Below are 13,692 nucleotides of genomic sequence, written 5' to 3' on the forward strand. Positions count from 1 at the left end.
AGTCTAAGACGAACGGGGCGCCTCGTAACATGTGTTCGGTGGAGCCCTTCCAGCAATCTGACCCTCTCGTCGGGGCGATGCTGGACGGACGGTACCGCGTCGAGACACTCATCGCCACGGGAGGCATGTCCGCGGTGTACCGCGGGCTGGACCTTCGCCTCGATCGGCCGGTGGCACTGAAGATCATGGATTCGCGGTACGCCCACGACAACCAGTTTCTGACGCGGTTTCAGCGTGAGGCGCGCGCGGTCGCCCGGCTCAAGGATCCCGGTCTCGTTGCCGTCTACGACCAGGGCATCGACGGTCAGCATCCGTTTCTGGTGATGGAGTTGATCGAGGGCGGCACGCTTCGTGAACTATTGCGGGAGCGCGGGCCGATGCCGCCGCACGCGGTCGCCGCGGTGCTGGGCCCGGTGCTGGGTGGGTTGGCGGTCGCACACCAGGCCGGCTTGGTGCACCGCGACATCAAACCGGAGAACGTGCTGATTTCCGATGGCGGAGAGGTCAAGATCGCCGACTTCGGTCTGGTCCGCGCCGTCGCGGAGGCCAAGATCACCTCCACCAGCGTCATATTGGGCACGGCCGCTTACCTGTCGCCCGAGCAGGTGGGCACCGGCAACGCCAGCCCGCGCAGCGACGTGTACTCCGTCGGCATCCTGGCCTACGAGCTGCTGACCGGCGCCACGCCCTTCACCGGCGACAGCGCACTGGCGGTGGCATACCAGCGGATGGACAACGACGTCGCTCCGCCGAGCACCGTAATCTCCGGGGTGCCAGCACAATTCGACGAGCTGGTGGTGCGGGCAACCGCACGCGACCCCGCCGAACGGTATGCCGACGCCCAACACATGGCCGCCGAACTCGAGGCGATCGTCGACGAGCTGGGCCTTCCGCCCTTTCGCGTGCCTGCGCCACGCAACTCGGCCCAGCACGCGTCGGCCGCCGTCCGTCACAACCAGTTGGTTGCCGCGCCCGCGCCGCGCCAGCACACCAGGGAACTCACTCGTGAGGACTGGCAGCCCTATGCCTCGGACGATGAAGAGCCCGAATATCAGGGCGTCGCAGGGCAATTCGCCGGCATCGACATGGACGAATTCTACTGGACCCGTCAGCGCGCCAAACGTGCGTTGCTGTTCTGGGTGGTCGCGGTGCTCACGCTCACCGGCCTGATCGCCGTTGGGGCGTGGACGGTGGGCAGCAATATCGGCGGGCTGCTCTCCTAGTCGCGCAGCATCTCAGCGACGAGGAATGCCAGCTCGAGGCTCTGCTGGGTGTTCAGCCGCGGATCACACGCCGTCTCGTAGCGACCGGCCAGATCGGAATCCGAGATGTCCTGCGCGCCGCCGAGGCACTCGGTGACGTTCTCGCCGGTGATTTCGACGTGGATGCCGCCCGGATGCGTGCCCAGTGCGCGGTGCACCTCGAAGAAGCCCTGCACCTCGTCGACGATGCGGTCGAAGTGGCGCGTCTTGTAGCCCGTCGAGGACTCGTGCGTGTTCCCGTGCATCGGATCGCACTGCCAGATGACCTGGTGGCCGGTGGCCTGCACCTTCTCGATGATCGGCGGCAGCAGGTCGCGCACCTTGTTGTTGCCGAGCCGGCTGACCAGCGTCAGGCGTCCAGGCTGGTTGTGAGGATCGAGCCGCTCGACGTATTCGACGGCCAGCTCGGGCGTCATCGTGGGGCCGATCTTCACCCCGATCGGGTTGGCGATCACCTCGGCGAAAGCGACGTGCGCACCGTCGAGCTGACGGGTCCGCTCCCCGATCCACACGTAATGGGCCGAAAGGTCGTAGAGCCGTGGCTCATCGTGGTCGGTGGACAGCCGCAGCATGGCGCGCTCGTAGTCGAGCACCAAAGCCTCATGGCTGGCGTAGATCTCGGCGGTGTCGAGGTTGCGGTCGTTGACTCCGCAGGCGCTCATGAACATCAGGCCACGGTCGATCTCGGCGGCCAGTGCCTCGTAGCGGGCGCCGGCGGGCGACGTGCGCACGAACTCGCGGTTCCAGTCGTGCACCGCATGCAGCGACGCCAATCCCGAGCCGGTGAGCGCGCGCACCAGGTTCATCGTCGCGCTGGCGTTGGCGTAGGCGCGCACCAACCGCGAAGCGTCGTGTTCGCGGACGCCGGCATCGGGCGCGAAGCCGTTGATCATGTCGCCGCGGTAGGACTTCAGGCCCAGCGCGTCGATATCGCTGGACCGCGGCTTGGCGTACTGGCCGGCAATCCGGGCCACCTTCACCACCGGCATGCTCGCGCCGTATGTGAGCACCACCGCCATCTGCAGCAACGTGCGGATGTTGGCCCGGATGTGCGGTTCGGTGTTGTCGACGAACGTTTCGGCGCAGTCGCCGCCCTGCAGCAGGAACGCCTCCCCGCGTGCGACGGCGGCCAGCTGGCTCTTGAGCTTCTCGATCTCGGCGGGCACGGTGACAGGCGGAACGCTTTCCAGCACGGTGCGCATCATCTTGGCGGCGTCGGCATCCCAGCTCGGCTGCTGCGCCGCAGGCTTGGCCAGCGCGGCGTCCAGCCGATGCCGCAGGTCATCGGGCAGTGGCGGCAGCGGAGGCAGCTGGTCGATGGGTACGTCGACGGTCCAGTTCACCCGTCCATGGTAACGGGAGCCGTGTAGCGCTTTTTAACGCTGCGCTGGCACTTCGCCCGTCGTCATCAGCTGGTACCGCAACAGGTTGTGCCGGGCGTCAACCAAGGCGTCATGCGCGTCGCGGGGCCGCGGCGGCATTCGCGGCGAACCGCGGTCCTCCCAGAACTGGCGCAGCTCGCGGGTGAACCGCGGGATCGCCGGCGGCAGGTCCGTCATCGGCCCCCACAGCTGGCACAGCACGACGTGGTCGTAGGCGCCTACCCAAGCCCACAGTTCGATCGGCTCGTCGCCGTCGACACCGAAGAAGTCCTCCAACTCAGCACGGATCTGACGCCGCGAGCGCCACAGCGGCGACGCCGGAGACGGCAGCTTGGGCAGTACATGCCTGCGCACCCAACTGCCGGCCCGCTCCGGATCGAATTCCGTTGAGATTGCGTAATACTCGCGGCCGTCTTCGGCTACCACGCCGATCGAGATCAATTCGATGGTGCGGCCGTTGTCGATGAACTCGGTGTCATAGAAGTACTTCACACCCCCGCCGCCGTCCGCTCCGGCGGCGCAGGGGCCGCGTGGATTTCGCGGTCGAGCTGCGCGTTCACCTCGTAGTCGTCGGGGAAGTGCGGCTCTCCTGCGATCACATGCTGCAGCCAGAGCTTGCCCTGCACAATCGGTCGGCGTACTCGTCGTTCCCGTTCCAGCGCCCTGTGCATCTTGCGGGGCTTGTTGGCGTAACGCCAGCGCGCCCACGGCGCGTGCGGCCTGGATAGCCGGAGGGCGCCGATCAACAGCAGGGGCGTGATGAACATGCCGACCAGCCCGGTCCACACCTTGCCCTTGATCAGCACCACCACCGCAAGCATCAGCGTCAGCGCCGCGATGGCGATGACCGTTGCCCGCGCCTCCCACGACTGATCCTCGCGCCAGATGGTGACGTCGAAGAACGACAACGGATTGAATCCCAAGATCAACAAACCCGCCACCGCTACCGCGGCGAATACCGCGTCCACCGACGTGCGGCCGTCCTCGGACCAGTACACGTCTTGCAGATGCAGTATCAAAGCGAACTCATCCAGCACCAGCGCTGCGCCCACTCCGAAAAAGATTGCCGCGACGGTGAATTCGGGTACCCCACCGTCGACCGCCAACGTCACCATGGTGATACCGGAAACCATGACCAAGATCACACCGATCACCACGTGATGAATGTGCAACGAGCCGTGGCCGATGTTGCGCGGCTGCCACCATTTGCGCGGCGCATCGCTGTCGGCGTGCGAACGGATGTACCGGACGATCGTGCGCGTCACCAGGAAGGTCAGGATGAAGGCGATCAAGCACCACATCAGCGGCCGTCGCTCCGGCGGGATGACCAGATCGAAGTTCATGTCGAACTTGAGTTCGTCGGGCACGGGCGAAAACTTACGCCGACCTGCGCGTGTCACGGCATGGTTACCCGCCGACGCGCCGGGGCGCACCGATAGTCTGGTCTGGACATGAGTACTCGGCGGTCGCCCGGCGGCGTTGGTTGGGGGCGAACGCTCGCCTGGCGACTGTTTCAACTGCTCACCGCGGCGGCGTTGGCCTGGGCGGCCTGGCGGCTGCTCGGCCACACGCCATACCGCATTGACATCGACGTTTACCGGATGGGCGGGCAGGCCTGGCTGGACGGCAGGCCGCTGTATGCCGACGGCGCGATGTTCCACACCCGCAGCGGCCTGGACCTGCCGTTTACCTACCCGCCGCTGGCGGCGGTGGTGTTCTCCCCGTTCGCGTGGCTGCCGCTGCAGGCGGCCAGCATCGCGATCACGCTGACGACGCTGGTGCTGCTGATCGCGTCGACGGTGATTGTGCTGACACGCCTGGACGTGTGGCCGCAGACCTCCCCGGACGGTGCCCGGAATTGGGCCAGAGTCACCCCCGAGCCGGCGTGGATGCGGCGGTGCTGGCTGGCCGCCGCGATCGTGGCGCCCGCGGTGGTCTACCTGGAGCCGATCCGGTCGAACTTCGACTTCGGCCAGATCAACGTCGTGCTGATGACGCTGGTGATCGCCGACTGCGTGCCCCGCAAGACGCCATGGCCGCGGGGCATGCTGCTGGGCCTGGCCATCGCGCTCAAACTCACGCCCGCGGTGTTCCTGCTGTATTTCCTGCTGCGGCGCGACACGCGCGCCCTGCTGGTGACGGCGGCCTCAGCCGTGACGGCCACGCTCGCCGGTTTCGCCCTCGCCTGGCGGGACTCGTGGGAGTACTGGACCTACACCGTGCGCAACACCGACCGGATCGGCACCGCGACACTGAACACCAACCAGAACATCGCCGGCACCCTGGCCAGGCTCGGCCTCGGTGAGGGCGAGCGCTTCGTGCTGTGGACGCTTCTGTGCTTCGCGGTGCTCGGGTTGACGGTATGGGCGGCCCGACGCGTCCTTCGCGTCGACGAGACGGTGCTCGCGCTGATCTGTGTGGCGATGTTCGGCCTCGTGGTCTCGCCTGTGTCCTGGTCGCACCACTGGGTGTGGGCGCTGCCCGCGGTGATCGTGACGACCGTGGTGGCCTACCGGCGCCGCCACATCGCGCTGGGCCTGGTCACGCTGGCGGGCATCGCGCTGATGGTGTGGACGCCGATCCCGCTGATGCCCGAGCATCGCGAATCCGCGGCATCGTTGTGGCGACAGCTGGCGGGCTGTTCCTATGTGTGGTGGGCGCTAGCGATGATCCTGGTTGCCGGCACGGTGTCCGCGAAGGCTGCGGAGCGCTCGCCTAGCCCGCAGCTGCTTCAGGCATCCGCGCCGGCGGCTTGATCGCCGTCTCGGCTTTTCCCTCTTTGATGTCGGCGGCGTAGAGGTCGACATATTCCTGCCCGGACAGGCGCATCAGCTCGTACATCACCTCGTCGATCACGGCGCGCTCGATGAAGCGATTGCCCGCCAGGCCCTCGAACCGGCTGAAGTCCATTGGCTTACCGAACTTGACCTGCACGCGGCCGAAGCGCCACATCTTGCTGCCTGGAGGGTTGACGACGTTGGTTCCGATCATCGCGACGGGAACGACCGGCACACCGGTCTCTAGCGCGACCCGCGCCAGACCAGTCTTGCCCTTGTACAGGCGGCCGTCGGGCGAGCGGGTGCCCTCGGGATACATGCCGAGCAGCTTGCCCTGGTTGAGGATCCGCGCTGCGGTGTCCAGCGCATCCTGCGCGCTGTCGGCATCGGTGCGGTCGATCGGCACCTGCCCCGCGACGGTGTAGAACCAGCGGGTGAACCAGCCCTTGATGCCCGTTCCGGTGAAATACTCGGCCTTTGCGAGGAACGTGATGCGGCGGGTCACCACCAGGGGCAGATAGAAACTGTCGGCAACGGCCAGGTGATTACTGGCCAAGATCATCGGGCCCGAGTGTGGAACATACTCCAGGCCTTCGACTTTCGGCCGGCCGAGCAGTGACAGCAAAGGGCCCATGAAGACGTACTTGAACAGCCAGTACCACATGGACCCTCCCGATCACGGACAGTGCTTTGCGACAACTTTACCCATCAGCTGTGGACCCGACCACAGGTCGACCGTCACTCCTCGACAGTCACAGGTATGTGCTGATAGCGACCGGGACCGGGCGGCGGCGGTTCATCACCGCCGGGACCCGCGTCCGGCGGCGGGCTCTGCGGGGGCGGCTCGGGAGGCGTTTCGACGTTTTCCACCATCGCCCTGATAACCGTCAGCAGCCCCACGCTGTGTTCGGCGATGACGTTCAGCAGCGGATGCTGCTCACCGGCGACCAGTGCCGCCAGTGCGCACACCGGGCACCACACCTGCTGGCACTTGCCGGGGCCATCCCCGCTGCCAGCCGCGCGGGCCGCGGCCAAGCGCACTGCGGGATCGAGCCGATCCAGGATCATCTGGGCAAGCTGGCGCAGTTCGGGACCGAGTTCAGGGTGGGACCCACTCACGCTGGCCACACCTCCGGATTCGGTCGAAATCGCACCGTCAGCTCACTGCCCCTCAACTGCGCGTCCACCACGATGCACCGTCGGAGGACGGACGCCAGCCGGACCCTGCGCCGCATACCGCCGGCACCGATGATCAAGTCGTCGTCGACCCGGCCCAATGTCAAAGCGGCGGAGTCAACCTGCGGCAACTCTAGCCGCAACCGGTAGACAGCTTCGAGTCCAGAGCCCGATTCGCGATCGACCACCGGCCGCAGCGGCCCGGGTGGCGGTGACCCGTCGCGGCGGCGCGCGCTGTCCAGCAGCTCGGCGAGGGCCTTCGGCCCGATGGGTTCTCCTGCCAGATGCGGCACGAGGACCAGCTGCACGTCACCGATGGTCTTGTCCAGCTCGTCGAGAACCGCCTGCTGCTCGAAGATTCGCTCGGCGTACCAGTCGAAGGCCGGATGCTCGGGCAGGTTGCGATATTCGAACGAATCGTCTTGGACCAGAATCTGATTGACGAGGAGTTCATCGACACGCACCCCCATCAGCGCCAGGCTGCCAAGGGTGCGCACCGCCTCGGCGGCCACCACTCGCTCGGCCGTCATCACGAGGTGGGCGCTGACCCGTGTTCCGTCGATCAGCAGCGAGCTCAGCTTCTCCGTGCCGTCACCGATGCGCTCGAGCAGCTCTACGATCGCAGCCGCCCGCGCGTCGGCACTCGCGGTCGACAGCCGCCGATGCCGCGGCCAGGCCCGCTCCAGGTATAGACCGAACGTCGCGGGCAGCGTGAGCATGCGCAGCGCATCCGCGGTCGACGCACAGTCCACCACGACGTGATCCCACTCGCCGGAGCGAGCCAGCTCACCGACCTCGTGCAGACCGAGGACTTCTTGGATGCCTGGTAATGCTGAAAGTTCTTCGGGCGCAATATCACCCGCGTCCGACTCGGGAAAGCGGGCGGACAGCAGGCCGGCGATCTCGCGCCACCGCGACTCCAGCAACGCCAAGGTGTCCAGCGCGAGCGCATCGAGGAGGCCGCCCCCGGCTTCCGCGTCGTCGGCGAGCACGCGCGTCGGCTGACGCAGCCCCGTCGGCGCGACGGTGATCCCGAGAACGTCGCCGATCGAATGCGCCTGGTCGGTGGACACGATCAAGACCCGCAACCCGGCGCGCGTGTCGCGCACCGCTGTTGCAGTCGCCAACGTTGACTTGCCTACGCCGCCCTTGCCGACGAAGAGACTGATCCGGGCGCCGGTAGGTGGCGGGAGGTCACTCAGCCTCTACTCGTTTCTTGAGGTCCTTCAATGCGGTGTCGGTCAACCGGCGCTCGGCCTTGCGTTTGAGCAGCCCGATCATCGGAATCATCAGGTCGACCGACAATTCGTAGGTGACATCGGTGCCAGATCCCTTGGGGGACAAGCGATATGCGCCCTCCAAGGACTTCAGCAGTGAGCTGGACACCAGGGACCACTTCACCGAGCCGCGGTCGGGCGGCCAGTCGTAGGACAGCACCATGGTGTCCTTGAGGACAGCGGCGTCGAGCACAAGCCGGGCGGTCTTGGGATAGCCGGCCTCATCGGCCTCGAGTACCTCGGTTTCCTTGTACTCGTTGACCCACTCCGGATACGAGCCGATGTCGGCGATGACATCCATCACCGTCGAAGGATCGGCATCGATGTAGATGGTCTGCGCCGTCTTGTCCGCCACGTGAAAAATCTACCTCCCCCTGAATGCTCCGGCCGAAGTATCAGGCCAGGCGCGATACGCCGACGGGGCGCGACGCCTCGAGCCGGCGCTTCACTTCGAACGACATCTTCTTACCGGCGACCCGGCGGCGATGGTTCATGGTGGCCAGGTTCATCTTGGCCAGCTGCCAGGCCGCGACACCAGACGGTTCGGCGTGCAGGAAGTAATGGAGTATGACCCCGTCCAGGACCGGTTCCAGCCAGATCTCCATCGTTCCGGTCAACGCACCGCTGACGGTCCACCGGTGTCCTTTGTCCCCCCGATCCTCGACGACGGTCAACCGCAGGTCGGGCCACCACCGCCGCCAGCTCGCGGGATCTGCGACCGCCCGGCCGACCTCGACGGGGTCGGCGGCGACGAAGGTCTCGTCCGCGATCTGGATGCTGTTCATGACATACAAGCTTCACACATGCGCGCGACCGCGCGATCGGCGGCCGACTAGGCTGACAACCGGCAAAGCCGCTAGTCGAGAGGCCAGAATCGTGCGCGAGTACAGCGTTCCCGCATCATTTGCCGTCGATGAGCACGACAACATCGTGTCCTCTGTGTTTTCGCACGAACGCGAAAACCCCGACCATGTGATCTTCCAGCGACTTGTCGACGGCGCGTGGACCGACGTCACATGCAAAGAGGCCGCCGGCCAGATCCGTTCGGCGGCATTGGGTTTGATCGCCCTGGGTGTCGACGCGGGTGATCGGGTCGGCATCCTGTCGGCTACCCGCTACGAATGGGTGATCCTGGACTACGCGATCCTGGCGGTCGGAGCGGTCACCGTCCCGATATACGAGACGTCCTCGCCCGAGCAGGTGCGCTGGGTGCTGGAGGACTCCGGTGCGGTGCTGGCGTTTGTCGAGATCGAAGCGCACGCGTTGATGGTCAAGGAGCTGCTCGACGAGCTGCCTGCCCTGCGTCAGGTCGAGGTCATCGAGTCGGCGGCGCCCTCGGCGCTGGACGTGCTCTCTGAGGCCGGAACATCGGTCGATCCCAAGCAGCTCGATGAGCGGCTCGCCGCCATCAAGTCCGCCGATGCAGCAACGCTGATCTACACATCCGGCACGACCGGCCGGCCGAAGGGGTGCCAGCTCACGCATGCCAACCTGCTGTGCGAGACGCGTGGCGCGGCGGTCTCCTTCCCCAGCCTGCTCCGAAAGGGTGAGCGGTTGCTGGTGTTCCTGCCGCTGGCGCACGTGCTTGCGCGGGCACTGTCCATGACCGCATTCGCGAACGGTGTCACCATCGGCTACACCAGCGACATCAAGAACCTTGTCGCGATGTTCGGCGAGTTCAAGCCGACGGTCATCGTTTCCGTGCCAAGGGTGTTCGAAAAGGTCTACAACACAGCCGAATTGAACGCGCAGGACAGCGGCAAGGGCGCGATCTTCGCGATGGCCGCCCAGACCGCGATCGACTGGAGCAAGGCCCAGGACGCCGGCGGCGCGGGCCTGCTGCTGCGCGCCAAGCACGCGCTGTTCGACCGCCTGGTCTACGGCAAGCTGCGCGCCGCCACCGGCGGCGACTGCCGGGCTTCCATCTCCGGCGGCGCGCCGCTTGGCGAGCGGCTGGGCCACTTCTATCGCGGTATCGGGCTCACCATCTACGAGGGCTACGGCCTGACGGAGACGAGCGCCGCGATCACCGCGAACAGAATCGGCGAATTGAAGATCGGCACGGTTGGCAAGCTGCTGCCCGGCAACAGTATGGCGGTCGCCAACGACGGCGAACTGCTGGTGCGCGGCGGCGTCGTGTTCGGCGGCTACTGGCGCAACGAGAAGGCCACTGCGGAGGCGATCGTCGGGGGCTGGTTCCACACCGGGGACCTCGGCCGCATCGACGACGACGGTTTCCTGTCGATCGTGGGGCGCAAGAAGGAGATCATCGTCACCGCCGGCGGCAAGAACGTTGCGCCTGCGGTGCTCGAGGATCAGCTGCGGGCGCATCCGCTGATCAGCCAGGCCATGGCGGTCGGCGACGCGAAACCGTTCATCGCAGCGCTGATCGCGATCGATCCGGAGGCCTTCGAGGTGTGGAAGCAGCACCACGCCAAGAACGCGACGGCATCCGTGGAGGACCTCGCAGCAGATCCCGATCTGGTGTCCGAGATCGACTTGGCGGTCAAGAACGCCAACCAGGCCGTGTCGAAGGCCGAGGCGATTCGCAAATTCCGCATCCTGCCAGTGGATTTCACGGTGCTCACCGGTGAGCTGACACCGACGCTGAAGGTCAAACGCAAGGTGGTCGCCGACAAGTTCGCCGCCGAGATCGAACAGCTTTACGCGTAGGTCTTACAGCAGTTCCGCCAGGCGTTCGGCCTGCGTGTGCCACTGCCAGTTGTCGACCGCCCAGCGCCGGCCCGCCGCGCCCATGCGTGCCGCGCGGTCGGGGTCGGCGAGCAGGTCGCTGATCGACGCCGCGATGGCGCCGACGTCCCAGCCGTCGACCACCACACCGGTCTCGCCGTCACGCACGGTTTCCGGCGCACCCCCGGACCGGCCTGCGACGACCGGCACCCCGGTCGCGGACGCCTCCAGGTAGACGATGCCGAGGCCCTCGACGTCCAGGCCGGCGCCGCGGGTGCGGCACGGCATCGCGAACACGTCGGCCATCGCATGGTGCGCGGGCAGTTCGTCGCCGGGCACCCCGTCGGTGAACACCACATGCTCGGCCACGCCGAAACTGTGTGCAAGCCGGCGCAATGAACTCCGGTACGGGCCGCCGCCGACGATGACGAGCGCGGTGCCCGGCACACGCTGGCGGATCGCCGGCATGGCCCGGATCAACATGTCCTGGCCCTTGCGCGGTACCAGCCGCGACACGCAGACCACGACGGGCCGCGTGCCCAACCGGTAGCGGCTCCGCAACTCGGCGCGTGCCACCTCGTCGGGCGTGAACCGGTCGGTGTCGACGCCGGGTGGCAGGTGTTCGAGCGCGGCGTCGGCGCCGAAGGCAGAAGCAAAGCGGCCGCGGGTGTATTGGCTGACATAGGTCACCACATCTGTGCCAGTTCCGATGCGGCGCAAGGCTGTTCGCGCCAATGGCAGCATCGACCACCCGACTTCGTGGCCGTGGGTGCTGGCGATCACTCGGCTCGCTCCTGCGTCTCGCGCCAGCGGCGCCATCAGCGCCAGTGGTGCAGCCGCGCCGAACCACACCGTGTCGATGTCGTTCTGCTCGATGAGCCGTTTCATCCTGTCGGCAACCGACGGCACGGGCAGCATCAGCGTGCCCGGATGACGGGTGACGGAATAACCGGAAGCCGCGGCCTGATCATCAAAGTCTTCGGCACCCTTCCACTTCGGCGCGTACACGCTCAGCGTATGGGTGCCCTCGGCGACCAAGTGGGTGACAAGTTCCTCCAGGTACGACTGGATGCCGCCGCGACGCGGCGGAAAGTCGTTGGTAACCAGGAGGACTCGGCTCATTCCAGCCAGTCGCGCCAGCGGATCAGCACCGTTGGCAGGTCGGCGCCAAGGGTGTCGCGCACCGCCGTGGCGGCGTCGGGATGACCGCGTCCGCACGCCCTCAAATACAGTGCCCGCAGCGCGCCGGTGCCGTATGTATCGGCCACGAAGCGGGCGAACCACCAGGCCCGGTCGTACGCGAGGGAGCGGCCGGGCCCGGCGGTGCCCAAGTCGCCGTCGGTGGGAATCACCGCCAGCTCGGCCGCATTCGCGGGTCGCGGCGCAGGTGGCCTGCCGACGTAATCCGCAACGCCCTCGGTGAGCCAGCTCGGCGCGTCGGCGGCGGTCTCGGCGCGGGCCGCGTAATGGAAAAGCTCGTGCCGCACCACAATTCGCAACGCCACATCGCTCATCGCCACGGCGCCGGGCGCGAACATGACTCGCTCGCCTGTCGTCGTGGCGGCGACGTCTGCGGTACCTCCCGCCAACTGCCGAAACTGCGCGTCCGATCCGGCGGCGACAATCAGGACTGCCCGCGGCCAGTCGGGTCCCCAGAATGCGGTGACGGCCTGCGCGGCACCGTCGATCTCCGCGGCGATGCGGGCGAGCAGCGGTGCCGTGTCAGGCCCACCGAGACCGACGAGGCGCACGGTGCGGCCGTCGCTCAGCGTCTCCGTGGTGGATGCCGCTGTGGACGTCGTCAATGACGGCGGTGCGGCGAAAGAGGGACTCGGCGGTGTGGCCACGGGAGGCCGGGCCAGCAGGACGGCGCCGAACATCAGCTCGACGATCAGCAGGCCCAGCAGCGAGCGGCGCTTAGTACCGGCGGACGTTGTGGATCGGCGCATTGTCCACCGGGGCTACTCGCACCGGCGTGCCGTAGGTCGACGCGTGCACCATCATCCCGTCGCCGATGTAGATGCCCACATGCGACGCGTCGGAGTAGTAGGTGACGAGGTCGCCCGGTTGCATCTGGTCCATCGACACCGGCTGACCGCCCTGGGCGAGTGCCTGGCTGGAATGCGGCAGCGAGATACCGGCCTGCTGGAACGACCACATGACCAGACCCGAGCAGTCGAATGCGTTAGGCCCCGATGCGCCCCATGAATAAGGAGAACCGATCCGGCTCAGCGCGGCCTGGATCACGGTCGCGGCTTCCGGCGCGCCGCCACCGGGAATCGCGGCCTCCGGAGGGGCCACGTCGCCTGGTGGGATGCCCTCCGGCGGGGCGGCCAAAATAGCGGGATCAGGTGGTGCCGCCTCTGGTGCGGGTGGAGCGGGGATCGGCGGCATGGCTGCCAGGGCTTCACGCTGGCTGGGCGTCAGGGCCGTGTACTGCGACTTGACCACCGCGATCTGCACCTGCAGCTTGCTTTGCTTGGATTGCAGATCGGCCCGTACCGCGGCGGCCTGCTCGGCGGCGGTCTTGGCCTCGCCAGCCGATTTGGCCGATGCTTCCTCCGCCAACGCCGCCTGCCGACCGACGTCGCGGTAGCTCTTCATCTGCGCCGACATTTCGGCGGCCATCACGCGCTGCACCGAGAGTTGGTCGATCAGACCCTGCGGCGAGCTCGCGGTCAGAATCGCGTCCAGCCCGTCGGTGCGACCACCCATGTACTGTGCGGCAGCTAATTTGTCGACTGACGTTTGGAAAGTTGCCAATTGGGATTTGGCCGATTCGACGGCGGCGACGTCGGTGGCATGCTTTGTCTCCGCCGCACGCTGCGCGGCCAGCTTCTGGTTCAAATTCAGCTCGGCCGAATGCATCGCCTCGGTCGTCTGTTCGGCCTGCCTAGACAATTCGTTGAGCTTTGCCAGAGCATCATCTGCAGGGTCGGCCTGCACATGTCCGGCGACAACGCCTCCGAGGACCATCAATCCAGCTATCGCGCCTACAACGGGTCGTCGAAAACGACGGGTGATCCGGTGCGTGCGGTCGAAGCTCAAAATTTGCGCCCTTCAACTGCCGTGACGAAGCCGCGTCGAACTGCTCTTAGGTCTCAGATAGGTTACGAAACGGCATCGG

The 13,692-nt window shown here is 66.7% G+C and carries 14 protein-coding genes; 3 read left to right on the forward strand and 11 right to left on the reverse strand.

Annotated features, from left to right (window positions below; all coding sequences use genetic code 11):
- Positions 1-29 precede the first annotated feature (29 nt).
- Entirely contained in the window at positions 30-1,223 is a 1,194-nt protein-coding gene (locus tag ACWW36_RS26105) for a protein kinase domain-containing protein (RefSeq protein ID WP_456138833.1), read from the forward strand.
- Here ACWW36_RS26105 and ACWW36_RS26110 read toward each other — a convergent pair.
- The 3 genes from ACWW36_RS26110 to ACWW36_RS26120 are packed head-to-tail and all read right to left on the reverse strand — an operon-like array spanning position 1,220 to position 3,987.
- Entirely contained in the window at positions 1,220-2,605 is a 1,386-nt protein-coding gene (locus ACWW36_RS26110) for a class II 3-deoxy-7-phosphoheptulonate synthase (RefSeq protein ID WP_456138834.1), read from the reverse strand. The two genes, ACWW36_RS26105 and ACWW36_RS26110, sit on opposite strands and share 4 nt — an antisense overlap.
- Positions 2,606-2,638: 33 nt before the next feature.
- The gene (locus ACWW36_RS26115) at positions 2,639-3,136 is read right to left on the reverse strand and encodes a polyadenylate-specific 3'-exoribonuclease AS (RefSeq protein ID WP_456138835.1); all 498 of its coding nucleotides are present in this window, start codon (positions 3,134-3,136) and stop codon (positions 2,639-2,641) included.
- Positions 3,133-3,987 (reverse strand): hypothetical protein, encoded by an 855-nt coding sequence (locus tag ACWW36_RS26120; protein WP_456142630.1) that lies wholly within the window; start codon positions 3,985-3,987, stop codon positions 3,133-3,135. Before ACWW36_RS26120 ends, ACWW36_RS26115 begins: the two co-directional genes overlap by 4 nt.
- Positions 3,988-4,095: 108 nt before the next feature.
- Between ACWW36_RS26120 and ACWW36_RS26125 the strand changes: the two genes are divergently transcribed.
- Complete coding sequence (locus tag ACWW36_RS26125; protein WP_456138836.1) at positions 4,096-5,400, forward strand: glycosyltransferase family 87 protein; 1,305 nt, start codon at positions 4,096-4,098, stop codon at positions 5,398-5,400.
- On the opposite strand, the gene ACWW36_RS26130 is transcribed toward ACWW36_RS26125, so the two are convergent.
- The 5 genes from ACWW36_RS26130 to ACWW36_RS26150 all read right to left on the reverse strand — a co-directional run bounded on the left by ACWW36_RS26130 (position 5,360) and on the right by ACWW36_RS26150 (position 8,659).
- Positions 5,360-6,085: a lysophospholipid acyltransferase family protein gene (locus tag ACWW36_RS26130; RefSeq protein WP_456138837.1), complete on the reverse strand. Its 726-nt coding sequence runs from the start codon at positions 6,083-6,085 to the stop codon at positions 5,360-5,362. The genes ACWW36_RS26125 and ACWW36_RS26130 overlap by 41 nt on opposite strands.
- A 74-nt stretch (positions 6,086-6,159) precedes the next feature.
- A complete protein-coding gene (locus ACWW36_RS26135) occupies positions 6,160-6,540 on the reverse strand; it encodes a hypothetical protein (protein WP_456138838.1) in 381 nt (126 codons plus the stop codon).
- The gene (locus ACWW36_RS26140) at positions 6,537-7,799 is read right to left on the reverse strand and encodes an ArsA family ATPase (protein ID WP_456142631.1); all 1,263 of its coding nucleotides are present in this window, start codon (positions 7,797-7,799) and stop codon (positions 6,537-6,539) included. Before ACWW36_RS26140 ends, ACWW36_RS26135 begins: the two co-directional genes overlap by 4 nt.
- Entirely contained in the window at positions 7,792-8,229 is a 438-nt protein-coding gene (locus ACWW36_RS26145) for an SRPBCC family protein (protein ID WP_456138839.1), read from the reverse strand. The genes ACWW36_RS26140 and ACWW36_RS26145 overlap by 8 nt, the downstream gene beginning before the upstream one ends.
- A 40-nt stretch (positions 8,230-8,269) precedes the next feature.
- On the reverse strand, positions 8,270-8,659 hold the full coding sequence (locus ACWW36_RS26150; protein ID WP_456138840.1) for a polyketide cyclase / dehydrase and lipid transport: 390 nt from the start codon (positions 8,657-8,659) through the stop codon (positions 8,270-8,272).
- A gap of 91 nt (positions 8,660-8,750) precedes the next feature.
- On the opposite strand from ACWW36_RS26150, the gene ACWW36_RS26155 reads away from it, so the two are divergent.
- Positions 8,751-10,547 (forward strand): AMP-dependent synthetase/ligase, encoded by a 1,797-nt coding sequence (locus ACWW36_RS26155; RefSeq protein ID WP_456138841.1) that lies wholly within the window; start codon positions 8,751-8,753, stop codon positions 10,545-10,547.
- 3 nt (positions 10,548-10,550) lie between these two features.
- On the opposite strand, the gene ACWW36_RS26160 is transcribed toward ACWW36_RS26155, so the two are convergent.
- Genes ACWW36_RS26160 through ripC form a run of 3 tightly spaced genes read right to left on the reverse strand, consistent with a single transcriptional unit; the run spans position 10,551 to position 13,613 of the window.
- The gene (locus ACWW36_RS26160; RefSeq protein WP_456138842.1) at positions 10,551-11,687 is read right to left on the reverse strand and encodes a glycosyltransferase family 4 protein; all 1,137 of its coding nucleotides are present in this window, start codon (positions 11,685-11,687) and stop codon (positions 10,551-10,553) included.
- The gene (locus ACWW36_RS26165) at positions 11,684-12,514 is read right to left on the reverse strand and encodes a peptidase (RefSeq protein WP_456138843.1); all 831 of its coding nucleotides are present in this window, start codon (positions 12,512-12,514) and stop codon (positions 11,684-11,686) included. Before ACWW36_RS26165 ends, ACWW36_RS26160 begins: the two co-directional genes overlap by 4 nt.
- The gene (gene ripC / locus ACWW36_RS26170) at positions 12,483-13,613 is read right to left on the reverse strand and encodes a peptidoglycan hydrolase RipC (RefSeq protein WP_456138844.1); all 1,131 of its coding nucleotides are present in this window, start codon (positions 13,611-13,613) and stop codon (positions 12,483-12,485) included. Before ripC ends, ACWW36_RS26165 begins: the two co-directional genes overlap by 32 nt.
- Between the last annotated feature and the right edge of the window lie 79 nt (positions 13,614-13,692).

The organism is Mycobacterium sp. MMS18-G62, assembly GCF_053877835.1.